Consider the following 25679-nt stretch of genomic DNA (forward strand, 5'->3'; position numbering starts at 1 on the left):
TGCCTGACAGGGCTGCTCGACGATTGCTCAAGGATGAGTATTCATGATCGGCAAAACACCCAAGGGCCCGTCCGGGCCCACCGCAGTAAAACCCGCGAAAACAAGTACCTCGGGGGCTGATAGCCTGGCGCGGATTGATCCCGCTGGCGGCACCTTTCACGCACATCACGGTACGGCAGCGCCCACGCGCGCGGGCGGCGACATCGACGCAATCACCCCGGCACCGGCCGTGCAGGTCAGTGCCTTGCCTGCGCACACTGACCTTGCGGCGCAAACGGCGGCGCCGACGCTGGAGGACTTCTGGATCGCGCTGCCCCCGGGCTTACCGGAGCCCGATGTTCAGGGGGTGCGCACGATCGAAGGGCGCCAGTACGTGACCCTGGCGAACGGCCGCTTCGTGCAGGTTGCGGCGGACCCGGAAACGGGTGGTTATCGGGCCACGCGATCAAGCGAGCGCGTACCGTCGGGGCCGCGACTGGTGCCCGATGCCGATGGCCGATACTGGCAGGAAGATCGACCTCAGGCGCCCCATGACCTGTCCGATACCCGCCTCGAAGCTTTTCGCTGTGACCTGGACTTCACCGGTATCGAACCCGGCAGCGACGACCTCTACCGCTTTGCCGGCAAGCTCTACGCCGTCATTCGTACTCGCGCTTATCAGGTTCTGCATGACACCGATGCCTCAACACCCGACACCCAGGTGATGCGTATCGTGCGCGCCGGGGACGCCGTGGCCCATGATGAAAACAATGTCTACTTCAGCACGCGGCCTGGCCGCTCTGAGCCGATCGTGTTCGATGCCCGGCGTGGGTGGGTCGGCGCCAGCATCCAGGGCGCAGGCGGGATGCAGCGCGTGTACCGAGGCCAAGCCATGCACCAGCAACTTGTCGACAAGACACTCGCTCTCGAAACCGAAGGATTGCTTGTGCAGGCAGCCGGTGAAAAACGCTCAGAGGCAACCGATAACTGGCGCGCTCAGAAGCAGGGCAGCCAAGGTGAAAGAGGCGCACTGGCAATGCTGGAGGTGCGTCTTCGGCAAGAGCTGGACCTGCTCAAGGCCTACATCGGCCGGTATGTAAACGAGCAGTACTGGATCAGCCGGGTCAAACCGGAAGGCATTTTCAGGAACGAACTGCACGAATTGCGCGTGCTGAGCGTCGACAATTGTGACCGTCTGATTGGCGCCAGCGACCGGCGCAAGCTCATCGAGCTGGGTGATTTGCGCGGCACGCGCGCAATGTACGAGGCCATTGCCGAGCACCTGTGGAAAAAACGCGAGATCCTGCAGCTCCGTCAGCAACTGGTCGACGACATTCTCAGACAGTCACGCTCTTCGGCGCTCGAAACCGCCCTGCCCACGACGCATTCTATGGACTTGCAGGTGATTACCTCCGGTTGGGTCGAGGCCCGCAGCCGACTGCTCAGCAGCGACCCCGGCGATAGCCAATCAGCGTTGGCGCAATGGGCACGCTCGTATATTGAAACGGCCTCGGCGTTCCATGACATCGACAGCGTTCCGCAACAGGCGCGACTGGCGATCATCACCGGCCTGCTGGACCAGACCGCCGCGATCAAGGCCTCTTACGAAAACCTCTCGTTCGTGCCGGATTCTGCCGAGGCCGGTGTCCGCCGGCAAATCATCGAGGTCATGCAATCATTTGAGGAGACCCTGGAAAAGCGGGCAAGTCGCTATCACCGCGAGCAGCTGACCACTCTGACGATGCCGGCGCAGGACGAGGTCATCGACTTTGACTTCGTACCCAATCAGGAAAACGCCGGGCCGGCACCTGCACGCCGGCGCCTGTTTCGGGCCCGCCACCACGACGTTTACAAAATCAGTGTCGGCCTTCCCCGACGCACCGCTTCAGGCGAAGAAGTGATTGATGTCACAGACCCCGGCAGTGTCGAGCAGGTCTGGCAGACGTACGAGCGCCGCGATGGCGAATGGCGCCGACAGGCACCGCCTCCGGACATGGCGTTGCCCACGCTGATGGCGCTGGCCAATGAGCGAATGGGGCAATGCGAAGCCCACCTTAGGAGCGCCAGACAGGATGAAAAAGCCAGGCGCAATGCCAGCAACATCGTGGAGTTTCTCGGCGCAAAAGCCGAGCAGCTCGATGACGTCGCGTTACAACTGGAACGACAGCCGAATGCGGCCGACGAAGAGATCGCTGTGCTCATCAGCCAGTTGCGTCAGAACAGCCAGCGACTGCGCCAGGAAGGTGAAGACATCCGCGTGCGGCTCTACAAGGACAAGTCGTTCCTGAGTGCCAGCCGAGTGGCTTACCTGCTCGGCCAGAACCAGATCGTCGCCATGAAGATCCACACCCGGCTCGAACGGGGCAAGGGCAGCAACAAACACTATCTGGATATCTATTCGCTCAATGACAGGCGCACTGGCGAACCGCTCTGGCATGCACATTTTCATTACGCAAAGGCAGACAGCGCCGCCGGTGATTTCACCGTTCAGGGCGGCCACCTGAAAACCCTCGAACAGAGCGGTTCGGGTCTGGCCTCCCAACGCCGGGATCAACAGGCCGGGCGGGTGCACGTCCCGATCTGGCGTGAAGCAATCGACAGCAGGACCGCGCAGAAGATTTTCGATGTTGCGCAGTGATGACTTGCCCGTCCCCGCCAGCACACCTTCCCCCATCAGCCCTTGTACCCGCAGGGCTGATGGAGCAACCACTCAAGGATGAACACAATGGGAACCAAAACCCCGTCCCGCGTCACCGTCTCGGTCGATGTCCACACGCCGCCTCGGCACACCGCAGATGGCAGCGCCGCGCATCGCCAGGACGGTGACTCGTCGAATACTCATGCGCCACGACCGGCAAGGCCAGGCGTGACGCCTGACACCGTGGACGTCGATGCGATTCATCATGTGCCAGCACTGACGGTGGGAAAAATTGGCACTACCACGGCCTCAATACCGCCCCATATGCAGACGACCCTGACGCTGGAGCAGTACCGGATCAACGCGACACCCACCTATGTGCCGCTCGACGCAAACGATTTGCGCCTGCACAAGGGGCGCCATTACGCCGACCTGCATGGCGGAGGCGTGACGCAGGTTGCAGTGGATGCCGACACTGGCCTGTACCGAGCCACCCGGTCCAGCGAGCGGATCGCGTCTGGCCCGTTGCTGCGGCGCGACCCTCACACCCGTGTCTGGCATCCGCTGACTGACGCCGATACCGCAACCTTCCCTCTGACCGAGGCACGCCTGCAGCCTTTTCGCACCGAACTGGATTTCAGCGGGGTCGAGCCCGGCAGTGACGGTCTGTGGCACCACGACGGCAAACGCTACGTGGTCATCGCCAAAGGGGCGTATCAGGCGCTGCAGGATCTCGAAGCTTCCACGCCCGGGCAGCCTGTCCTGCGCATCGTCAAGGCAGCCGATCCGGTGGCCGCCGATAGCACGAACATCTATCACGCCAGCCGCGCAGGCGTGAGCCTGGCCGTGACTCGAGAGGCAGCTGACACATGGGTTGGCGTCGCGGTGGGTCTGCAGGGCGGCATGCGTCGCAGTGCGCAGGCCAGGCTCACCAAAGACATGCTGTTGGAGCGGTACCGTCCAATCAGTGAGGCTTTTCAGGCGATGAGTCAATCACACGCAACCTACGAGCAGCTCTGGAGCAAGGCGCGTGAATTGCCGGATGCCAGCGATGAAAAAACCAGGGCCTTGATCGGCCTGGAAGTGCACTTGCTCAAACACATCAAATTAGAGGCTGACTTCGTACAGTCCTGCGTCGATAACAGGGAATGGCTGATTCACCTGAAGACCAGTGGGCTGTACAGACAGGAACTGCATACCTTCCGCAAAGAAAGGGTGCAAAGCCTCAACCGGCTCATGGTGGTGATGGACTTGCGGGTACGGCCCACGATCGCGGCGCTTACGTTCGACAGTTTCAGGCGGTCCCTCACCCACCTGAACAAAAAGCTCAAGTTGCTCGATGAGCGTCAGACCGTGATCGATCAAATCCTCAAGGACTCACGCGATTCCGCCGATGAAATCATCGAACTCAACAAGACAGTGCCCGGCCACGATCAGGTCAACGGTAACAGGCTGACCCTCTATCTGCGCCTGCTGTCGGACAACCCTGAACACCCGCCGGAGGTCGGGACTCAGTCACTGCATGCGATCAAGCTGCTGACAGCCGATAGCATTCCCGAGGCAGAGCATCCCTTTGCCCTGATCTACGCGCTTGATTGCCTCAAGGAAGACAAGTTGCACATCGCATCGCTGGCGACCTCCAGCAGCCCGGAAAAGGCCGGCTACATCAGGGAAATCCTGGCGCTGATCGAGCCGTTCGAGCAGCGCATCGAAAGTCGCTTGAACCAGCAATATGAATCGTGGGGCGGTGATACGGAGCTGCCAGGTCTGGATCAGGACATCGACTTCGACTTCGTTCCGCGCCAGCCAGCGACGAGCGAAACCGCCGCGCCGCCGCTGCCACGCAAAATGTTCCGCACCCGTCAGCACGGTACCTACAAGGTGTTGATCGGCGAGACCGAAACGGCGCCCGACGGCAACGTTACGATCAATGTTCCTGACCTGTTCAGCCCGGATGCACCGCCTCAGCGATACGAAAAAAGACAAGGCGAATGGCAGCCTGTGCGGCCTGCAGTCGCCCCGGCCTCAAGGCCGGAATTGATCCGTGAAGCCAACCGGTTGCTGGAGGACGTTGAGGTACACCTGGCCGAAGCAAAGGCGAAAGAAGCCAGGAATGAGTACCCCGGCGAAATCATCCGATACCTCGGCGAGCACGCGGATCATTGCAGCGATCAGGCCACTGCGCTGGAAAACAGCCCCGGTGCTGCCGAGGATCCGGTCATGACCAGCCTGTCCAGACGTTTGCGGGCGGCTGGCGCGGCACTGATTCGCGGCGGACATATCGTGCAGGTCCGGATGTACAAGAACAGGCAGGTGCTGGACATCATGCGCCTGAATTTCCTGCTGGATAACGCCGAGCTGACGGCGACACGAACCGTGGTTCGCAAACCATTGGGCAAGGGCAGCAAGAAGTCTTTTCTGGACGTCTACAGCCTCCACGATCGTGCCGGACAGGCGCCCTTGTGGGAGGCGCATTTTCACTATGACAACGAACACAGCCCGGCGCTGAACTTCCGGGTCAAGGGCGGCCATCTCAAGACGCTTGAGCAAAGCCGGCTGGGCCTTGAATCCCAGCGCCGGGATGCTGGGGCCGGACGCCCGCACCTGGGCATCTGGCGCGAGACGTTTGATGGCAAGACCGCACGCAAGATCTTCGACCTCGCGGCCGCGACGCCCGCCAGCCCGCGCTGACAGACCAGCGCGATAACCGCCCCGTCCGGGTCACCCATGAAATGACAAACCTTCAAGGATGAACGCATGTCACCCAAACAGCCTGTCAGAGGCAAAATCACTGTCGATATCCACGCACGGCCTGACGAACCTGACCTCGCGGCAGCGCAACGGCGCGATGCGTCCACGCGCACCCATGCAGGGCCTGACGACGCGCTATCGCCAACCGTTACCTTGCGCCACGGCATGCCCCTCGATGAGGCCGGCCTGGACGCGATCACGCCTGCACCGGTGTTGACCATCAAACCCACGGAAACCGCTGCTGCCCGGCCAACCACTGAGTCAATGCCACTGACGTATTACTGGATCAGCACGGACATCACCTTGGCGCCTGCCAACGAACACGGGGTCAGAATCCACAAAGGTCGGCAGTACGTGGATGTCGCCGAGGGAGGCATTGTCGAAGTGGCGCCGATTGCTGCCACAGGCCAGCTTCGCGCCCGCCTGCCGAGCGAGCTGCACCCTTCCGGGCCGGTGCTGGTGCGCGATCCGACCAGCCACCTGTGGGAGAGGCTGGAGGTTGCGCCCATCACTTTCGCCTTGAGCGCAGCGCGCCTGCAGGCATTTCGCACAGCGCTGGATTTCACCGGTATCACCCCCGGTGACGACGGACTTTTGCGCCTGGACGGCAAGCTCTACGTAGTGATCGACAATCACGCCTACCAAGCCCTGCACGACCTCGACGCGTCGACGGCACTCACACCGGTGATGCGGATTGTCCGTACCGAAGACCCGGTGGCCAGCGCTACCGACAACCGCTATGTCGCCACGCGCCCAGGCAGGTCGCAAGCCATCGTGTTCGACCCGGTCGACGGCTGGGTGGGCGTCAACGTGCCCGGCGCGGGTGGCATGCAGCGAGGGCAAAGTTCTCAGCCCTCCAGCTGGAAGGATCATTTCAGCTCGGCGCTCAATCGCCTGAAAAGTCCGGCGGCGCGCGTGCGCAAACTGTATCCAGCCTTGACCGAGGCGCAAGTGACTGCCTTGGTCAGATCGTTTGGCACTGAGGCCGCAGCGCTGCTGACTCGTCAGGAAGCCGATTACCGGACGCTGAAAAACGAGTTGGCCGCGTGGTCACGTGACAACACCGCAACATCGACCCAGGGTTCCGGCACAGAATGGATGGCCTCTGTAGTCAATGACATAAAGCGTTGCTGGAGACAGGAAACCACCGCGCTGAAAATTGTCTTTGCAGACGAACATCCGACGCTGCCACGGCTCACGGTCGACCTGGCGAATGTGCGCACCCTTGAGCTGGACTCCCTCACCTGGTCGGACGCCGCCGACGCCTTTCTCAACCGGTTCAGCGACCTGTCTCGACTCGTCGTGAGCCGTTCCACGCTGGACAAGCTGCCTGTGGCCAACACCGCCATGCGCAACCTGATCACGCTGGATCTTGGCGGCAATCAGATCCGCCTCGATCAACGATCCGCCGCGCGCCTGGCCAGGCTCCAGCGACTGCGGCATATCGACCTGTCGGGCAACCCCCTGGGGCGAACGCCGGATTTCGCTGCGATGGATCAATTGCAGACGTTGAACCTGAGCAACACCGGCATCGAACAATGGCCGACAGGTTTGCACCGGCAGTCAGGCCTCACGCTGGTCGACTTACGGCACAACCAACTGAGTGAAGTGCCTGAAGCAGTGCTCAATCCGCCAGCGGATCAACTGCCGGCCAGCGCCCGGATCAACGGCGTGACGCGGCTGGAAGGCAACCGTTTTGCAGCGGACTGCTGGAAATCCCTTGAGGCCTTCTGGGAGCGGGTCGGCGCCGATCATCCCGACTTGGTCAGCCGCGCTCACCCGGCCGCGTTCCGGCTCGACGCTGACATCCCCGAGGTGGGCCTGATACGTCGATTGCACCCCGACAAGGATGCCCAGACGGCCAGGGTTTACTTGATGGGGCTGGATGAAGCAACGCGTAACGGGCTGGCCGGGCGGGTGGAAGCGTTGGAGCGCATCGACATGCAGCTGAAGGAATACGTTGAGAACGCGTCCACGGCCCATCCGCGATTCAAGCTCTGGAGGCAAGAGGTCGTTGAAACGCTCAGGCAATGCTGGCTCGACAAATCCGCAGACACGCTGACACTGCCCAAGGGCCTCGGGCCACTCCCGGCATTGCAGGCGGACTTCAGCCACGTCAGGACACTGGTGCTGCGAACCGTTGACTGGTCGGATGCCGGCGACCTGTTCCTGCGCAGCTTCACCAGCCTGGAATCGTTATCCATCACCCATTGCGGCCTCAAGTCCCTGCCCGACAGCGTGGGTGAAATGAGCAAACTGACCCAACTGGATCTGAGTTCGAACAGCCTTGTTCTTGATGAGCAAGCGGCTGCGCGAATCAGTGGTCTGAGCCGGTTGACGACCCTCGACCTGTCCGCCAATCCGCTGGACGTGATCCCCGACTTCAGCGCCATGACGCAGCTGGAATATCTCCTGCTGTCCGACACGGGGCTCAATCGCTGGCCCAGCGGACTGCACGACAAAACGGCGCTGAGACGGCTGGACCTGCGTAACAACCGCCTGAACGAGGTGCCAGCGCAGTTCCTCGACCCCGCGCCTGAGCAATTGCTGACCATTGCCCGGATCAACAGCGTCACCGCGCTCGATGGCAACGACTTCCCGTCCAACTACTGGCGCAGGTTCGACGACTACTGGCGGCGGGTGAACGAAGTGGACCCCGAACTGCTGACCTCTGGCCCCGATGACGTCATTTTTGACAGTGAAAATTCCCAGGCGCAACGGTATCGCCGATTGTATCCGCGCAAAAACATCAAACAGTGCAGGGAATACCTGTGGAGTCTGGAAGAAGATGCCGCTTCCGCCCGGCTCACTGGCCTTGAACAGGACTTCAGCGGCCTGAAACGTCAGCTCGACGATTGGGTTTATTCCGGAGCAGGCAACCTCATGGGATACATTCCGGCCAATCAGTTGGCAGCCAACGCCAACTCGCGGCGCGACCGTCTGAAGGCCAGCGAGCGGATTATCAGTTGCTGGCGCCAGGAGACGCCGCAAAAACTCGCCTTCGACCGCACGCCCATCGGGCTCGAGCTGGACCTGAGCGGCCTGAGGCTGCCCAGCCTGCCGGACATCGACGTCGACTTCAGCCACGTCGGCTCGCTCAAACTGAATAATATGGATCTAAGGGCTTCCCCGGAAGGTTTTCTGACGCGCTTTCGTCATGTGCGTTGGCTGTATCTGTCGCGCAATCAACTGCGCGAACTGCCGCCGGCCATTGGAGATATGCACGGGCTGACGCGATTGTCGCTGGATAACAATCAACTGTCCCTGACCGCCGAGACTGCCCGCGTACTGTCCGAGCGCACGACACTAAGAGCGCTGAATCTGCAGGACAATCCGCGGCTGGGCATCTGCCCGGACTTCAGCCGCATCACCGACATGCGCCATCTCGACCTGGCCAATACCGGCATCGATACATTCCCCGCCGGCATTGTCGATCAGCCACTACTGGACACGTTCAACCTGAGCAACAACCGCATCGTCGACATCCCTGACGCCGTCATCGCGCCAACGGACGAGCGCCTCCCGCATACCGTGCGCATCAACAATGTCACCAACGTACGCAACAATCTCCTGTCCGATGCCACGCTAGCGCGCATCAATCAGTACAACGAACGATTGCTTCAGGCCGAGACACCGCTTTCGGGCCCGAATAATCTGGTCGACACGGCACGAGGTCATGTTCCTGCGGCCATCCATGCGACCGCTGCCGATCCAATGGCACGCTGGACCAAGGGGATGGCCGCCGATGCCGTGCAGGCCAGAAGGATTCAATGGCAGGCCCTGGAGGCTCAGCAAGGCTCGGGGGGCCTGTTCGATACCCTTGAACGCCTGTTGTTGCCAGAGAGTGCCGGCCGCGCCGACCTGCAGCAGCGGGTGTGGAAACTGATCGACAGCATCAGCGAAAACAGCGAGCGATCCGAAAACTTGCGCCGGGAAGTGTTCGATCGGGCGGGAGAAGCCACCTGCTGTGATCGCGCTGCATTCACTTTCGCCAACCTCGAAACCAGAGTCATGATGCATCACGCGCTCGCCCAGGCGGGCGACAGGGAACAGGGGCCGGCGCTGTTCCAACTGTCCAGAGCCCTGTTCCGGCTACACGAGGTCGACACCCTCGCGGCGGCCGATATTGCCCAACGCGAGGCCGCAATCGCCGAGTCCAGGACGCCTGAAGAGGCGCGCCGGTTGCCCGCGCCGCAGATACCGGAAGAGGTCGAAATCAGACTGTTCTATCGCCACGCCCTGCGCGACCGCCTGCTACTGCCCGGGCAACCTGAGCGCATGGGCTTCGGTCGCCTGGTCAATGTTTCAGATGAGCAGGTGAACGCGGCTCACCAGAGCGTGCTGGCGCTGGACAACTCCGCGCAAGAGTTCCAGGCGCTGGTGGCCAGGGAGTTCTGGCAGAAATTCATCACCAACAAGTACCAGGTGGATTTTGAAACGCAGCGGCAACCGTTTCAGGATCGCCAGGCAGCGCTCGACGATTTGCATGCGGCCAACGAACTGGCGCCGGATGATTACCAGACGCAGTCCAATTCACTGCAAGCATCATGGATCGTTGCGGAAAGCGCGCTGATCGAAACCCTGACCCGCCAGGAGCTGGCCGGGTATCCAACCGGCAGCACCGTTGAGGAGGCGGCAGGCACAACGGTCTGACGCCATTGCGCCACGAGGCTGGCCGAGCGCGATTGCGGCCAGCCTTTATTCGTCGTCGTCGAAGTTGTAGCTGCCTGGTGCGAGGTTTTCGAAGCGCGTGTATTTACCGATAAACGCCAGCCGGATAAAGCCGATCGGGCCGTTACGCTGTTTGCCGATGATGATTTCGGCGATGCCTTTGTGCTCGGTCTCCGGGTGATACACCTCGTCCCGGTAAACGAACATGATGACGTCAGCATCCTGCTCGATCGCTCCGGATTCCCGGAGGTCGGAGTTGATCGGGCGTTTGTTCGGCCGTTGCTCCAGGGAGCGGTTGAGCTGGGACAGTGCGACCACCGGGCAATTGAATTCCTTGGCCAGGGCTTTCAAGGAACGCGAGATTTCGGAAATCTCGTTGGTCCGGTTGTCGCCACCGGAACCTGGAATCTGCATCAGTTGCAGGTAGTCGATCATGATCAGGCCGATGTCACCGTGTTCACGCGCCAGCCGCCGGGTGCGGGCACGCATCTCTGACGGGCTGATGCCGGCGGTGTCATCGATGAACAGCTTGCGATCATTGAGCAGGTTGACGGCCGAAGTCAGGCGCGGCCAGTCATCATCTTCCAACTGACCGGAACGCACCTTGGTCTGATCGATCCGGCCGAGGGACGAGAGCATACGCATGATCAGCGATTCGCCTGGCATCTCGAGGGAGTACACCAGAACGGCCTTGTCGCTGCGCAGTACGGCGTTTTCCACCAGGTTCATCGCGAAGGTGGTTTTACCCATCGACGGACGACCAGCAACGATGATCAAGTCCGCCGGCTGCAGGCCGCTGGTCTTCTCATCGAGGTCGGTGTAACCGGTCGACAGGCCGGTAATGGCGTTGTCGGTGTTGAACAGCGTGTCGATTCGGTCGATGGCTTTGGTCAGCAACTCGTTCACACCCACCGGGCCGCCGGTTTTAGGCCGGGCCTCGGCAATTGCGAAGATCTGGCGCTCGGCTTCGTCGAGAATTTCCTCGGCAGTTCGGCCTTCGGGGTTGAAGGCACTGTCGGCGATCTCGGTGCTGATGCCGATCAGTTGGCGCAACGTCGCGCGCTGACGAACGATCTGCGCGTAGGCCTTGATGTTGGCGACGGACGGCGTGTTTTTCGCCAGTTCGCCCAGGTAACCGAGACCGCCAACCTGAGACGTCTGACCTTCCTTGTCCAGTTGTTCGGCAAGGGTCACGACGTCAATCGGGGAGTTCTGATCGGCCAGTTTGGCGATCGCACGGAATATCAGGCGGTGGTCATGTCGATAGAAATCGCCGTCGGAGACTTGATCGAGCACGCGTTCCCAGGCGTTGTTGTCCAGCATCAGACCACCGAGAACAGCCTGTTCGGCTTCGATGGAATGCGGCGGCACCTTCAGGGCAGCGGTTTGCAGATCGTATTGCTCGGGAGCGGAGATATCGTTCATGGCCACTTGAGTTGTTTAGTAAAAACAGGGAATGCAGAAAGACAAAGGGCACGACCTGTAAACAGGATCGTGCCCGATGTTAACCGTCTGACGTACAAGCCGCCAGCCGATCAGGTGTTGCTTAAGCTGCTACCACTACAACGCGTACGGTGGCTTCAACTTCGGCGTGCAGGTGCACGGCTACGTCGAATTCGCCTACGTTGCGGATGGTGCCGTTCGGCAGACGAACTTCGCTCTTCTGCACTTCAACGCCGGAAGCGGTCAGTGCGTCAGCGATGTCGTGAGTACCGATCGAACCGAACAGCTTGCCTTCGTCGCCAGCGGTGGCAGTGATGGTCACTTCCAGCTCGGCCAGTTGGGCAGCACGGCTTTCAGCCGATGCTTTACGGTCTGCGGCAGCTTTTTCCAGCTCGGCACGACGCTCTTCGAACGCAGCGATGTTCGCTGGGGTCGCTGCGGTAGCCTTGCCGTAAGGCAGCAGGTAGTTACGGCCGTAACCGGCCTTAACGTTTACTTTGTCACCCAGGTTGCCCAGGTTGGTGACTTTTTCCAGAAGGATCAGTTGCATGTGAAAATCCTCTAACTTTTAACCTTCACCGTTCGCGCTGTCGGTGTCTTTCGACACGTGACGACCGCGAAAATCAATCAGGCTGTCGACAATGGCCAAGACCACTAGCAACGGATAGATCAGCTGCATGAACAGCAACAGCGTGACGTACAACCCCACCAGCCAGAAACCGGCCAGTCGCTTCTGCCCGACCAGCCCATGAATCAAGGCAAGTCCGGCGAACACCAGCGGTACACTGCACAACGGCGTCAACATGGCCATCTGTGCACCGAGATTCGGGCCCAGAAGCATCAACGCCAGCAGTAACATCGCCGGCCCCAGCGGGATCCGGATGGCGCGAAACTCGCGACCAAAACCACCCGGGTTGTACAACAACGCCTGCCAATGACGCCCGACAATCAGGCTCAGCACGCTGACGATCTGCAACAAAGCCGCAATCAGTCCGGTCAGGACTGGCGCAATCAGGGACGCGAAACGCGCTTGCTCATCAACCGACAATTGCTTGTAGGTCTCACCGAGAAGCGCTGGCATGACCTTTACAAGGGCCTGCGCGAGCATCTCGATCTGGGCCGCAAACGCCGCCCCGAGCACCACTGAAAACACCACTCCAACGGCTACGCTGACCAGCAGCGTACGAACCCAGGACTCACTTGCGCGCAAAACCAACGCAAGCCCCGAAGACCCCAAAAGCACCAGAAGTGCCCGTGGGTCATCGGCATACAACCACCAGATCAACGCTGGCAGCAGCCCCAGTGAAAGAACGCCAAGAGCGTCTTTCAATCCGCGCCGCAGAAGCACAAGGCTCCCGGCGGCAGCACCCAACCAATACAACAACGGCAATGTTGCACATCCGGCCACTACGAGAGTGGCCTGCATACGGCCTCGCATAATGAACTCAGCTATGGCACGCATGCATTCAATCCTTTGCTACTTGTCGACTGCCCGGTCTCAGCGGCCGTGGCTGTCGGTGTAGGCCAGCAGGGCCAGGAAGCGGGCGCGCTTGATAGCGGTGGCCAGCTGACGCTGATAACGAGCTTTGGTACCGGTGATGCGGCTTGGAACGATTTTGCCGGTCTCGGATACGTAGGCTTTCAGAGTGTTGAGATCTTTGTAATCGATCTCTTTCACTTCTTCAGCAGTGAAGCGGCAGAATTTACGACGACGGAAGAAACGTGCCATTTGATAGGCTCCTTAAAAGGTCCGTGGATTACTCGTCAGCGTTATCGCTGTTGTCGCTGTCATCACTATCAGCGCTATCAGCGCCTTCGTGCTCAGGACGGTCGCGACGCTCACGGCGCTCACTGCGGTTTTCTTCAGCCTTGAGCATCTCGGATTGGCCGGTAACGGCTTCTTCGCGACGGATGACCAGGTTACGGATCACTGCATCGTTGTAGCGGAAGTTGTCTTCCAGCTCGGCCAGGGCCTTGCCAGTGCACTCAACGTTCAGCATCACGTAGTGAGCCTTGTGAACATTGTTGATTGCGTAGGCCAGTTGACGACGGCCCCAATCTTCCAGACGGTGGATTTTGCCGCCGTCTTCTTCGATCAGCTTGGTGTAACGCTCTACCATGCCGCCGACTTGCTCGCTTTGATCCGGGTGGACCAAAAAGATGATTTCGTAATGACGCATGAATGCTCCTTACGGGTTGTAGCCTGCCGCTCAAAAACGGTCAGACAAGGAGTGAATGACACTTATGGACTTGCTGGCGCGGGGCACATGCGTGCCTGCCGTCACAGCAAGGGGCGCAATTGTAGAGAAGGGACTGAAGAGGTGCAAGGCAATTGGTGATTATTTGAACAATCACCGATTCATGCCACACCACAAAACACTGTGGGAGCGAGCCTGCTCACGAATGCGGTCTGTCAGGCAACATTTACGTCGACTGACACTCCCCTTTCGCGAGCAGGCTCGCTCCCACATTTGAGCCGCGTACGACTCAGGACTTCTTCGCGGAAGCCTTGGCCTTGGCACCGCGCTGACGCTGCGCCTCGAACAGGCACACACCGGTTGCCACCGAAACGTTGAGGCTGCTGACGCTACCAGCCATCGGCAGGTTCACCAGATAATCGCAATGCTCACGGGTCAGACGACGCATGCCCTTGCCTTCAGCACCCATGATCAGGATGGTCGGGCCGGTCAAGTCCTGGTCGTAGATACTGACCTCGGCCTCGCCCGCCGTGCCGACAACCCACAGACCGCGCTGCTGGAGCTTTTCCAGAGTGCGCGCCAGGTTGGTCACTGCAACGAGCGGAATCACTTCCGCCGCGCCGCAGGCCACTTTACGCACGACAGGTGTCAGGGTGGCTGACTTGTCTTTTGGCACGATGACTGCCAACGCACCGGCAGCATCTGCCGAACGCAGGCAGGCGCCGAGGTTGTGCGGATCGGTCACGCCATCGAGCACCAGCAACAATGGCGCACCGTCGGTGCGATCGAGCAATTCGTCGAGCATTGCCTCGCCCCAGACCTGGCTCGGACTGACGTCCGCAACCACGCCCTGGTGCACGCCTTCAACCCAGGCGTCCATCTCGCGACGCTCGGCCTGACCCACCTGGACACGATTCTCGTTAGCCAGTTCGATCAAGGTCTGCACGCGCGGATCGTTGCGGCTTTCAGCCAGCCAGATCTGTTTGACGCGCTTGGGGTGGTGACGCAGCAACGCTTCTACCGCGTGAACGCCGTAGATTTTTTCCAACTGACTCATGACTTCGCCTTCGGTTTACGGGCCCCGCCACTTTTGGCTGGAGCCGAACCCGCTTTCGGCGGGCCTTTACGGTGTTTGCTCGGTTTGGCTGGCTTGCCGCCGGTCGCATTTTCAGGCGCCGACCGTCCGGTCTTTCCCCCGGACGCCGCTTTACCACCGTTTTTCGCATCGGCGAGCAAAGCCTGCTTCAGTTCACGGCTTTTGCGCAGCTCGGCGTTTTTCGCCACGGCATCGCTTGGGCGATAGGCGTCACTGACCTTTTCCTTGGCAGGACGGCGGCCAGCGGTTTTCGCTGGAGCCGGTTCTGCCGCGGCTTTGGCAGCGGGTGCAGCAGTTTCCGCGCCACGCTTCTTGCGACCAATCGGTGCGCTGATGGTTTTTTCGGCCATCTCGAAGTCGATCTTGCGCTCGTCGAGATCGACACGCATGACGCGCACCTCAACGGTGTCGCCAAGACGGAAGCTGCGACCGGTGCGCTCGCCCGCCAGGCGGTGATGCACAGGGTCGAAGTGGTAGTAGTCGCCCGGCAGCGCGGTGACATGGACCAGACCTTCGACATAGATATCGGTCAGCTCGACGAACAAACCAAAACCGGTCACGGCAGTGATCACGCCCGGGAACGATTCGCCCACGCGATCCTTCATGAACTCGCACTTGAGCCAGTTCACTACGTCACGAGTGGCTTCGTCGGCACGGCGCTCGCTCATCGAGCATTGCTCGCCGAGCTGCTCCAGCGCTGCCTCGTCGTACGGATAAATACGCGCCTTCGGAATGGTCATCGCACCGGCACGACGAACGTGCGGGGTGTCCTGTTTCGAATGGATCACGCTGCGGATGGCGCGGTGCGTGAGCAAGTCAGGGTAACGACGGATCGGCGAAGTGAAGTGGGTATAAGCTTCGTAATTCAGACCGAAGTGGCCCTGGTTGTCAGCGCTGTACACCGCCTGGCTCAGCGAACGCAGCATCACGGTCTGGATCAGATGGAAATCCGGACGGTCCTTGATGCTGGCCAGCAGTGCCTGGTAATCCTTCGGCGACGGGCCTTCCTTGCCTTTGTGCAGGGACAGACCAAGCTCACCGAGGAACGCGCGCAGTTTTTCCAGACGCTCCGGCGGCGGGCCGTTGTGAACGCGATACAACGCAGGTATTTCGTGCTTCTTCAGGAATTCAGCGGTGGCCACGTTGGCCGCCAGCATGCATTCCTCGATCAGCTTGTGCGCATCGTTGCGAACGGTTGGACGGATCTCGGCAATCTTGCGCTCGGTCCCGAAGATGATCCGGGTTTCCTGCGTTTCGAAATCGATGGCGCCACGTACGTGACGAGCAGCCAGCAAAACCTTGTACAGCGCATAAAGCTGCTTGAGGTGCGGCAGAACGTCGTTGTACTCGCCGCGCAGCTGACGCGCCTCGGTAAGTTTCGGCGTTTCCAGCATTGCACTGACCTTGTTGTAGGTCAGGCGAGCGTGGGAGTGAATCACCGCTTCGTAGAAGCAGTAGTCGGTCATCTCGCCGGATTTGGAGATTGTCATCTCGCAAACCATGGCCAGGCGATCGACGTGTGGATTCAGCGAGCACAGGCCGTTGGACAGTTGCTCAGGCAGCATCGGCACGACACGCTCGGGGAAGTACACCGAGTTGCCGCGAACCTGAGATTCATTGTCCAGCGCCGAACCGATCTTCACGTAGCTGGAGACGTCGGCAATGGCCACGTACAACTTCCAGCCGCCGGAGAACAGGCGCAACTTGCCAGGTTTGGCTTCGCAGTAGACCGCGTCATCGAAGTCGCGAGCATCTTCACCGTCGATGGTCACGAACGGCAGATGGCGCAGGTCGATGCGCTTCTCTTTGTCTTTTTCTTCGACTTCAGGCTTGAGCTTGGCGGCTTCTTTCAAGACCGCTTCAGGCCAGACGTGCGGGATATCGTAGGCGCGCAGGGCGACATCGATTTCCATGCCCGGCGCCATGTAGTTGCCCACGACTTCAACCACGTCGCCTTGCGGCTGGAAGCGTGGTGTCGGCCAGTGAGTGATCTTCACTTCGACAAACTGACCGATTTGGGCGTTGGCGTTACGGCCTGGCGTGACCAGCACTTCCTGCTGGATCTTCGGATTGTCCGCAACGACGAAACCAATACCGCCCTCTTCGAAGTAGCGGCCGACGATGGTTTCGTGAGCACGCGAGACCACTTCGACGATCATGCCTTCGCGGCGACCACGACGGTCGAGGCCGGAGACACGGGCCAGCGCACGGTCACCGTCGAACACCAGACGCATTTGCGCCGGGCTCATGAACAGGTCGTCGCTGCCGTCGTCCGGCACCAGGAAGCCGAAACCGTCCCGGTGCCCGCTGATGCGGCCCAGGATCAGGTCGAGTTTATCCACCGGCGCATAAGTGCCACGACGGGTGTAAATCAGTTGAGCGTCGCGCTCCATTGCGCGCAGACGGCGACGCAGGGCTTCGATCTGGTCTTCTGTGGTCAGACCAAACTCTTCGACCAGTTGCTCGCGGGCAGCTGGCGAACCTCGATCAGCAAGGTGCTGAAGGATCAGTTCGCGGCTTGGAATAGGGTTTTCATATTTTTCCGCTTCACGAGCGGCCTCGGGATCGAGGGACTGCCAATCGGCCATTAGAGAGTTTTCACCTTGTCTATATACGGGTTAGTTTGGCATAGGCGCCATCAAACGGGAAATTTCAGACTATAAAGGCCCATCTAAAGCACTGTATCGCCGTTTTAAAGCGGTTTTGAACACCGTTGGTAAAAAAAATCAAAATATTTGGCAGCAGGGGTTTACAGTTAAAAATACGCTCCGTATAGTGCGCGCCATCGACGACGCACAAGCGCTGCCGATACTGCCCAGATGGTGAAATTGGTAGACACGCCAGCTTCAGGTGCTGGTGACCGCAAGGTCGTGGAAGTTCGAGTCTTCTTCTGGGCACCAATTTCGAGTTTGAGACTAGATCAGTTTCAAGACTCACACAAAAACCCGCGAAAGCGGGTTTTTTGCATTCTAAGGAAAGGATTTGTTAAAACCGATTTATTAAAATTAAATCAGGGGTTTACAGATCAAAAAGCGCTCCGTATAGTGCGCCACATCAACAGCGGCAACGCTTGCGATGATTGCCCAGATGGTGAAATTGGTAGACACGCCAGCTTCAGGTGCTGGTGACCGCAAGGTCGTGGAAGTTCGAGTCTTCTTCTGGGCACCAATTCAAATTCAAGGTTACGACCCTGGATTTCTCAAAAACCCGCGAAAGCGGGTTTTTGCGTTTCTGCCTTCCTGAAATTTCCGACGCCCTATTCGGAATTCGATTACGAACATCACCTGCATTATCAGACCCCTCCTCAGCCCGCAAGGCGCACTTGAGAAACAATATCGTTTATCATTGTTGCAAGATTTTGCAATGCGACAGTGAGGAACCCTGAGAATGACGTTTCGAAATACCCTGCGCCGAGGCTTGACCTTCACCCTTCTCGGCCTGGCACTCGCCACTCCCCTCACCCAGGCTGCCGATGCGGTTTCCCTGACTCTCTACAATGGCCAGCACAAGGAAGTCGGCGATGCGATCGCCAAAGCCTTCGAAGCCAAGACCGGCATACACGTCAATGTCCGCAAGGGCAGCAGCAATCAGCTTGCCAGCCAGATCGTCGAAGAAGGCGATCGCTCCCCTGCCGACGTGATCTACACCGAAGAATCCCCGCCACTGAACAAACTTGGCGAACAAGGCCTGCTGGCCAAGGCCGATGACGCCACGCTGGCCGTGCTGCCGGAAAAATACGTCGCGAGTAACGGCACCTGGATCGGCGTGACGGCCCGGGTCCGTGTGGTTGCCTACAACCCAAAACTGATCAATGAGAAAGACCTGCCGAAATCGGTGATGGATTTCTCCGATCCGCAATGGCAAGGCAAGGTCGGCTTCGTGCCAACCAGCGGCGCGTTCCAGGAACAGGCCGTGGCCATTATCAAGATGCACGGTCGCGACGCCGCCGAAGAATGGCTGACCGGTCTGCGCGCATTCGGCAAGACCTACAGCAACAACATGGTCGCGCTCAAAGCGGTGGAAAACGGCGAAGTCGCCACCGTGCTGGTGAACAACTACTACTGGTTCGCCCTGCAACGCGAGAAAGGCAAACTGGATTCGAAACTGCACTACTTCACCGGCGGCGACGTCGGCGGCTTGATCACCGTCTCCAGTGCCGCCGTGCTGAAATCCAGCAAGCATCCAAAAGAAGCCCAGCAATTCCTCGCCTATATGGCCAGCGAAGAAGGTCAGCGGGTGATCACTCAGACCACCGCCGAATACCCGCTGCATAAAGGAATGGAATCTGACCGCGGCCTCAAGCCGTTCAGCGAACTGGAAGCGCCGAACGTCACCCCGGCCGACCTGGGCAATGCTGAAGAAGCGCTGGATCTGGAACGCGAAGTTGGCTTGAACTGATGACCGCATCGTTAGCCACCCCCGCCATGCGCGGGGGTTACGTGCCACGACGCAAGCGGCCGTCGATCTGGCTGTTGCTACCCGTGTTGTTGCTGGTGGTGATGAGCCTGCTGCCGCTGGCGTATGTCGGGCTGAAAACCTGGCAGGCCGGCTGGGCCGAAGCGCTGCACTTGTTGTGGCGCCCTTACGTTTTCGGCCTGCTGCGCAACACCCTGGCATTGATGGTCGGCGTGACCGTCACCTGCGGCGTGATCGGTCTGTCGCTGGCCTGGCTGCTGGAACGCAGCAATTTGCCGGGACGACGTCTATGGGGCGTGATTTTATGCCTGCCGTTCGCGGTGCCGGCATTTGTCAGCAGCTTCACCTGGGTGTCGTTGAGCGCACAGTTCGAAGGCCTTGGCGGTGCGATTCTGGTGATGAGCCTGTCGAAATACCCGCTGATCTTCCTGCCTGTCGCAGCGACCCTGCGCAATCTCGATCCATCCCTTGAAGAATCCGCCCGCACCCTGGGCCAGAACCGTTGGGGGGTGTTTTTTCGCGTCACCCTGCCCCTGCTCTGGCCATCGCTGCTGGCCGGCTCGCTGTTGATTGCCTTGCACATGCTGGTGGAGTTCGGCGCGCTGTCGATCATCGGCCTGCAAACCTTCACCACAGCGATCTATCAGCAGTTCGAACTGGAGTTCAGCAACGCGAATGCGGCGATGCTTTCTGCGGTATTGCTAGCGCTGTGCCTGGTGCTGTTGTGGCTGGAACTGCGCGTACGCGGCAAGGGCCGACACGTACGCACCGGCCAGGGCGCGGCGCGTCAGGCCGAGCAAGTCAGGCTGGGATCCTGGGCCGCTGTCGGTCAGGTGTATTGCCTGACGCTGGCGATTATCGGCAGCGGGATTCCGCTGGGCATGTTGGCGTATTGGCTGGCCGTCGGGTCATCGGCGGCATTCCCGGTCGCGGCAATTACCGAAGCGCTGCTGTCGTCGCTGGCGTTGTCACTGGGTGGCGCTGCGCTGTGCCTGCTGCTCGCGGTGCCGGTCGGCCTGCTGGTGGTGCGTTACAAAGGTCAACTGGCGATCTGGGCCGAGCGCCTGCCCTATCTGCTGCATGCACTGCCAGGTCTGGTGATCGCACTGACGCTGGTGTATTTCGCCCTGCATTATGTGCCGGCGCTGTACCAGACATCTGGTTTGCTGCTGATCGCTTATGCGCTGCTGTTTCTGCCGCTGGCTCAGGCACCGATTCGCACCGCGCTGAACAAGGCTGCACCGCAATTGGAAGAAGCGGCGCGCACGCTGGGCGCATCGTCGTTCACGGCATTTTGCCGGGTGACGCTGCCGATCATTTTCCCGGCATTGGGCGCAGCGTTTGCGTTGGTTTTTCTGGATGCGATGAAAGAGCTGACGGCGACCTTGCTGTTGAGTCCGACCGGACTCAACACGTTGGCGACCGAAGTCTGGGCGCATACCGCGAATGTCGAGTTTGCAGCGGCGGCGCCTTATGCGGCGCTGTTGATATTGGTCTCGGGATTGCCTGTTTATTTGCTGACTACCCGGATGTATCTGAGCCGCTGAAAAAGCAAAAAGATCGCAGCCTGCGACGGCTCCTGCATGGGATTTTGCGTTTCCCTGTAGGAGCCACCGCAGGCTGCGATCTTCTGATCTTCAGGCCCGGAACTGCCCAAGGCTCGCCTTAAGCTGCGCGGCCAAGCCATCCAGCACCTTGCCACTGGCCGTGGTTTCCACCACAGCCTGAGCCGCTTTCTCGGCCTGCACGTGGATCGTTTCGACGCGCCCACGTACCGCTTGCGCACCCGCAGCCTGATGCGCCGCCGCCTGCGTTGCCAGACCAATCGCTGCATGCACCTGCTCGACCGAAGCCTGCACCGACTGTTGCAACCGCGCACTGTCGCGCAGCACCAGCAAACCTTCACTGGCCTGACGTCCGGCCTGCCCGATCGCCTCCACCGCCTCACGCGCGCCTTGCTGCAACGCGACGATGTGCGCCTGGATGTCGCCGGTAGAGCTTTGTGTCTTGCTCGCCAGCGCCCGAACTTCGTCTGCCACAACAGCGAACCCCCGCCCGGTTTCGCCTGCCCGTGCCGCTTCGATCGCAGCGTTCAATGCCAACAGGTTGGTCTGCTCGGCGATGCCGTGAATGACCGTCAGCACCACTTCAATCTGTTCACTCTGCTGCGCGAGCCGCTCGATGACTTTCGCCCCCGTGTCGACCTGCCCCGCCAGCGCCTCGATCAGACTGCCGACCTTGGCCGACGTGCGGGTGTTCTCATCAGTGGCCTGACGAATATCAACCACCTGCTTCAACGCTGCCTGCATCGCGTGGCTTTCCGATTGGGCCTCGTCCGCCATTTGCGAAAGCGCCCGCAGACTTTCCGCGACTTCGTCACGCTGCATCCCGGCCGCCGCATCGGCACCGGCATTGCGCAGGGTCATCGCGCCGATTTCCACGCCGGTGCGCTGGGCCACATCACCCGCCTCACGCACGATCGGCTGTAACTTGTCGACAAAGCGGTTGACCGCTGCAGCCATGTCACCGATCTCGTCCTTGCTGTTGATCTGTACACGTTTGGTCAGATCACCCTCGCCCGCTGCAAGGTCGTCCATCGCTGCGTTAAGCATCTTCAAGCGGTTGACCACGCGATGGCCAAGCACCACGGCCAGCAACAACAGCACGCCGCAGCCGACTAGCGCGAGGCCCATACCAATGCGCCAACGCAAGGTCGCGGCAGCGTCCTGCACAGTGCTCGCCGTGTTGGATTTCATCTCGGTAGCGGTGGATTGTGCCGATTGCAGACGCGCGCGCATCGCAGTGGCGCTATCGGCTGCGGCACCTTTGAGGCTGTCGCCGACCAATTGATCGCTGCTGGCGATCAATGCCAGGAAGCGCTTGTCGAGCGCAGCCAGATCGGTCTCTACCGAGGCCGTGGAGACGCCCATCAGCACCTTGCCGATTTCAACGCCGTTAGGGCTGATCGACGCTTCAAGGTAATAAACCGAAGGATCGTTCTTTGCCGCATCCAGCACTTTATCCAGTGCACGTTCGCCCTGCCCCTTCTCCAGCAAGGCCTTGTTGATCGGGTTTTCGCGATTGAGGTAACGGGTCAAATGCTGCCCAGTAGCGTCGTCGTAGACCACGAACAGCACATTGGGATTGCGCTGGGCGCGCCGGGCAAACTCGGACAGGGTCGGCACGTCGCTGTCCCACATGGCGCGGGGTGCAACCGAAGCCAGCAATTGGGCCATGTCATTGGCCGAATCCTTCAAATCCTTTTCCAGCGTCGCACGCAATTGCGTTTGCTCGTCCTTCAGGCGAGAAGACAAACCGGCGGTAAGACGCTGTCGAGTACTGGCGGACAAGGCGTCAAGACTCGACGTGACTTCACGCCCGGCCTGCTCCAGTTCCCCGGAGAGTTTCTGGCTGTCGGCACCGAGGCGCACCGCCAGATCCGCTTCCAGTGCCGTGACCGTGCTCCGCGTCAGGGCAACGGCCACTAACACCTGCACCAAAAGGGCGATACCAAGGGTAACGAACACGGGCCGCAACAGACGGCTTTGTAACAGTGAGAGAACGGCTGACACTATGAATCCCTCTACTTCTGACGCCATTAATTTGATGGCACTCTTGTAGGAAGATTCACAGCAAAGGTCGTGCCGCCCAACAGGCATAAACGACAAAGGCCCCGATTAAGGGGCCTTTGTTTTTTACATCAACGACTTATCAAGCAAATGGATGACGCAGAACGATGGTTTCGTTGCGATCCGGGCCCGTCGAAATAATGTCGATCGGCGCGCCGATCAACTCTTCAACGCGCTTGATGTAGGCACGAGCGTTAGCTGGCAGCTCTTCCAGGGTTTTGGCACCCACGGTCGATTCGGTCCAGCCCGGCACTTCTTCGTACACAGGCTGAAGGCCCACGTAGCTGTCAGCGTCTGTCGGGGCAACGTCTTTGCCTTCGGCATCTTTGTAGCCGATGCAGATATTGATCGTTTGCAGGCCGTCGAGTACGTCCAGCTTGGTCAGGCAGATGCCCGAAATGCTGTTCACATCAATAGCGCGACGCAGGATAACGGCGTCGAACCAGCCGCAACGACGCGCACGGCCGGTGGTAGCGCCGAACTCGTGACCTTGTTTGGCCAGGTGCGCACCCACTTCGTCAAACAGCTCAGTCGGGAACGGGCCCGAACCTACGCGAGTGGTGTAAGCCTTGGTGATGCCCAGGATGTAGTCCAGGAACATCGGGCCAACGCCCGAACCGGTAGCCACGCCACCCGCGGTGGTGTTGGAGCTGGTCACGTACGGATAGGTACCGTGGTCGATGTCGAGCAACGAACCCTGGGCGCCTTCGAACATGATGTCTTTGCCGGCGCGACGCAGGTCGTGCAGCTCGGCCGTCACGTCGAGCATCAGCGGCTTGAGCAGTTCTGCGTATTCCTTGCACTCGGCCAGGGTTTTTTCGAACTCGATGGCAGGCTCTTTGTAGTAACCAACCAGCATGAAGTTGTGGTAATCCACCAGTTCACGCAGCTTGTCTTCAAAGCGCGGCATGTTGAGCAGGTCGCCCACACGCAGGCCACGACGTGCAACCTTGTCTTCATAAGCCGGGCCAATGCCGCGACCGGTAGTACCGATCTTCAGCTCGCCACGGGCCTTTTCACGAGCCTGGTCCAGCGCTACGTGGAAGGACAGGATCAGCGGGCAGGACGGGCTGATACGCAGGCGCTCGCGCACCGGTACGCCTTTCTCTTCCAGCTTAGTGATCTCGCGCAGCAGGGCGTCAGGTGCAACCACCACGCCGTTGCCGATCAGGCACTGCACACCTTCGCGCAGCACGCCCGACGGAATCAGGTGCAAGACAGTTTTTTCGCCGTCGATCACCAAGGTGTGACCAGCGTTGTGGCCACCTTGGTAGCGCACTACGGCGGCAGCATGTTCGGTCAGCAGATCAACGATCTTGCCTTTGCCCTCATCACCCCATTGGGTGCCCAGGACTACGACATTCTTACCCATAACACTTGTCCTCATTCGCGCAAACTTGGTGCCGGCGATGGCCGGCAGGAAAACTCAAGAAGCCAGTGGCGATACTTGCCAAAGCCCGTTCTGCTGAATCAATTGCCGGTCGCAGTCCGCATCACGGGCGGCGGCCAAAGGTTGCCCAGGCAATGCCTGAACGACACGCTGACCCTCACTGCGCAACTGACAAACGTGCTGCCAGAGTGCTGCATCCGTACTGTCAGGCATCCAGATACCGCCAGACGGTAACTCGATCTCAGCACGCCCCAGGGTCACCAGGGTTTTCAAATCGGTGGAAAAGCCAGTCGCCGGACGCGCGCGACCGAAGTCGGCGCCGATGTCGTCGTAACGTCCGCCCTGAGCGATGGACTGACCAACGCCCGGTACGAACACCGCGAACACCACACCGGTGTGGTAGTGATAACCGCGCAACTCGCCCAGATCAAAATACAGCGGCAGCTCCGGGAAGCGAGCCGACAGGCGCTCGGCTATCGCCAGCAAATCTTCCAGTGCTTCCAGCACCGGCGCTGGCGCATTGGCCAGACGCTCGCGGGCAGCGCTCAACACTTCACGGCCGCCGCACAAGTCAACCAGCGCACGGAGCATGCCGGACAGGTCGGCAGGCAAGCCTTCGGTCAAGGTAATGACCTCGTCGATGGCCTTGCGTTGCAACGCATCGAACAACTGCTGTTCGACTTCGCCGGACAGACCGGCGGCGCGCGCCAGACCACGGTAGATACCAACGTGACCGAGATCCATGTGCACGTCAGGCACATCGGCCAGTTGCAGCATGGCCAGCATCAGACTGATCACCTCAACGTCGCTGCTCGGACTGGCATCGCCGTACAGTTCGGCACCCAACTGGATCGGACTGCGCGACGACGACAATGCACGCGGCTGGGCGTGCAATACGCTGCCGGCGTAGCACAGACGGCTCGGGCCCTCGCGACGCAGGGTGTGCGCATCGATGCGCGCCACTTGCGGCGTGATGTCGGCACGGAAACCCATCTGCCGCCCCGACTGCGGGTCGATGACCTTGAAGGTACGCAGATCGAGGTCCGAGCCTGCACCGGTCAGCAGGGATTCCAGGTACTCGATATGGGGAGTCACGACAAACTCGTAACCCCAGCTCTGGAACAGATCCAACACCTGACGACGCGCGACTTCAATGCGCGCCGCTTCCGGTGGCAGTACTTCTTCGATGCCATCTGGCAGCAGCCAGCGGTCTACCGTTGCCATTACGCCATTCCCCTTTGATCCGGGCGGCCAGCACTAGGGCGAGCCTTGAGTGAAGCAGAAAATGACCGGTCCGTTCAAAACGCACGCGCATGAACGACGCAGCGAAAGGCCTTTAACCGGCTTCGCCCATCACTTTCCTCGAAAAACTGTCGAGCCATTCAACCCGATGTTCTGCAGTAAAAACAGCAATCAAACGTGCAGACGCAAAAAAGCCGGGAATTTCCCGGCTGCCGCATCATACACA

The 25679-nt window shown here is 60.1% G+C and carries 15 protein-coding genes and 2 tRNA genes; 7 read left to right on the plus strand and 10 right to left on the minus strand.

Features of this window, described 5'->3' with window-relative positions; genetic code table 11:
• Nucleotides 1-43: 43 nt before the first annotated feature.
• From AB4P92_RS12405 to AB4P92_RS12415, 3 genes are all read left to right on the plus strand, one after another.
• Nucleotides 44-2617, plus strand: a complete 2574-nt coding sequence (locus tag AB4P92_RS12405) for a hypothetical protein (protein ID WP_395599449.1) — start codon at nucleotides 44-46, stop codon at nucleotides 2615-2617.
• Nucleotides 2618-2704: 87 nt separating this feature from the next.
• Nucleotides 2705-5308: a hypothetical protein gene (locus AB4P92_RS12410; protein ID WP_395599450.1), complete on the plus strand. Its 2604-nt coding sequence runs from the start codon at nucleotides 2705-2707 to the stop codon at nucleotides 5306-5308.
• Nucleotides 5309-5374: 66 nt separating this feature from the next.
• Nucleotides 5375-10021, plus strand: a complete 4647-nt coding sequence (locus tag AB4P92_RS12415) for an NEL-type E3 ubiquitin ligase domain-containing protein (RefSeq protein WP_395599451.1) — start codon at nucleotides 5375-5377, stop codon at nucleotides 10019-10021.
• 45 nt (nucleotides 10022-10066) lie between these two features.
• On the opposite strand, the gene dnaB is transcribed toward AB4P92_RS12415, so the two are convergent.
• The 7 genes from dnaB to rnr all read right to left on the minus strand — a co-directional run bounded on the left by dnaB (nucleotide 10067) and on the right by rnr (nucleotide 17364).
• Nucleotides 10067-11464: a replicative DNA helicase gene (dnaB, locus tag AB4P92_RS12420; protein WP_042557399.1), complete on the minus strand. Its 1398-nt coding sequence runs from the start codon at nucleotides 11462-11464 to the stop codon at nucleotides 10067-10069.
• A 121-nt stretch (nucleotides 11465-11585) separates the two neighbouring features.
• Nucleotides 11586-12032 (minus strand): 50S ribosomal protein L9, encoded by a 447-nt coding sequence (gene rplI / locus AB4P92_RS12425; RefSeq protein ID WP_042557398.1) that lies wholly within the window; start codon nucleotides 12030-12032, stop codon nucleotides 11586-11588.
• A gap of 18 nt (nucleotides 12033-12050) precedes the next feature.
• The gene (locus tag AB4P92_RS12430; RefSeq protein WP_042557397.1) at nucleotides 12051-12944 is read right to left on the minus strand and encodes a hypothetical protein; all 894 of its coding nucleotides are present in this window, start codon (nucleotides 12942-12944) and stop codon (nucleotides 12051-12053) included.
• A 36-nt stretch (nucleotides 12945-12980) separates the two neighbouring features.
• On the minus strand, nucleotides 12981-13211 hold the full coding sequence (gene rpsR / locus AB4P92_RS12435; protein ID WP_003171373.1) for a 30S ribosomal protein S18: 231 nt from the start codon (nucleotides 13209-13211) through the stop codon (nucleotides 12981-12983).
• A gap of 28 nt (nucleotides 13212-13239) precedes the next feature.
• Nucleotides 13240-13662 carry a 30S ribosomal protein S6 gene (gene rpsF, locus AB4P92_RS12440; protein ID WP_003236224.1) on the minus strand — a complete coding sequence of 141 codons (423 nt, stop codon included), beginning with the start codon at nucleotides 13660-13662 and terminating at the stop codon, nucleotides 13240-13242.
• Between the two features lie 307 nt (nucleotides 13663-13969).
• Nucleotides 13970-14737, minus strand: coding sequence for a 23S rRNA (guanosine(2251)-2'-O)-methyltransferase RlmB (gene rlmB, locus AB4P92_RS12445; RefSeq protein WP_042557396.1), 768 nt, complete (start codon nucleotides 14735-14737; stop codon nucleotides 13970-13972).
• Nucleotides 14734-17364 (minus strand): ribonuclease R, encoded by a 2631-nt coding sequence (gene rnr / locus AB4P92_RS12450; RefSeq protein ID WP_042557395.1) that lies wholly within the window; start codon nucleotides 17362-17364, stop codon nucleotides 14734-14736. Before rnr ends, rlmB begins: the two co-directional genes overlap by 4 nt.
• A 225-nt stretch (nucleotides 17365-17589) precedes the next feature.
• Here rnr and AB4P92_RS12455 point away from each other — a divergent pair.
• The 4 genes from AB4P92_RS12455 (at nucleotide 17590) to AB4P92_RS12470 (ending at nucleotide 20739) form a co-directional block, all read left to right on the plus strand.
• Nucleotides 17590-17676: transfer RNA gene (locus AB4P92_RS12455), tRNA-Leu, on the plus strand.
• 181 nt (nucleotides 17677-17857) lie between these two features.
• Nucleotides 17858-17944, plus strand: a tRNA-Leu gene (locus tag AB4P92_RS12460).
• A 219-nt stretch (nucleotides 17945-18163) separates the two neighbouring features.
• Nucleotides 18164-19174, plus strand: coding sequence for an iron ABC transporter substrate-binding protein (locus AB4P92_RS12465; protein ID WP_395599452.1), 1011 nt, complete (start codon nucleotides 18164-18166; stop codon nucleotides 19172-19174).
• A complete protein-coding gene (locus AB4P92_RS12470) occupies nucleotides 19174-20739 on the plus strand; it encodes an ABC transporter permease (RefSeq protein ID WP_395599453.1) in 1566 nt (521 codons plus the stop codon). Before AB4P92_RS12465 ends, AB4P92_RS12470 begins: the two co-directional genes overlap by 1 nt.
• Nucleotides 20740-20829: 90 nt before the next feature.
• On the opposite strand, the gene AB4P92_RS12475 is transcribed toward AB4P92_RS12470, so the two are convergent.
• The 3 genes from AB4P92_RS12475 to AB4P92_RS12485 form a co-directional block, all read right to left on the minus strand.
• Nucleotides 20830-22764 (minus strand): methyl-accepting chemotaxis protein, encoded by a 1935-nt coding sequence (locus AB4P92_RS12475; RefSeq protein ID WP_047299492.1) that lies wholly within the window; start codon nucleotides 22762-22764, stop codon nucleotides 20830-20832.
• 139 nt (nucleotides 22765-22903) lie between these two features.
• On the minus strand, nucleotides 22904-24193 hold the full coding sequence (locus tag AB4P92_RS12480) for an adenylosuccinate synthase (RefSeq protein WP_042557391.1): 1290 nt from the start codon (nucleotides 24191-24193) through the stop codon (nucleotides 22904-22906).
• 54 nt (nucleotides 24194-24247) lie between these two features.
• A complete protein-coding gene (locus AB4P92_RS12485) occupies nucleotides 24248-25435 on the minus strand; it encodes an ATP phosphoribosyltransferase regulatory subunit (RefSeq protein ID WP_042557390.1) in 1188 nt (395 codons plus the stop codon).
• Nucleotides 25436-25679 lie beyond the last annotated feature (244 nt).

Origin of the sequence: Pseudomonas sp. A0308 (assembly GCF_044218815.1) — a bacterium.
Classification (GTDB): Bacteria; Pseudomonadota; Gammaproteobacteria; order Pseudomonadales; family Pseudomonadaceae; genus Aquipseudomonas; species Aquipseudomonas iridis.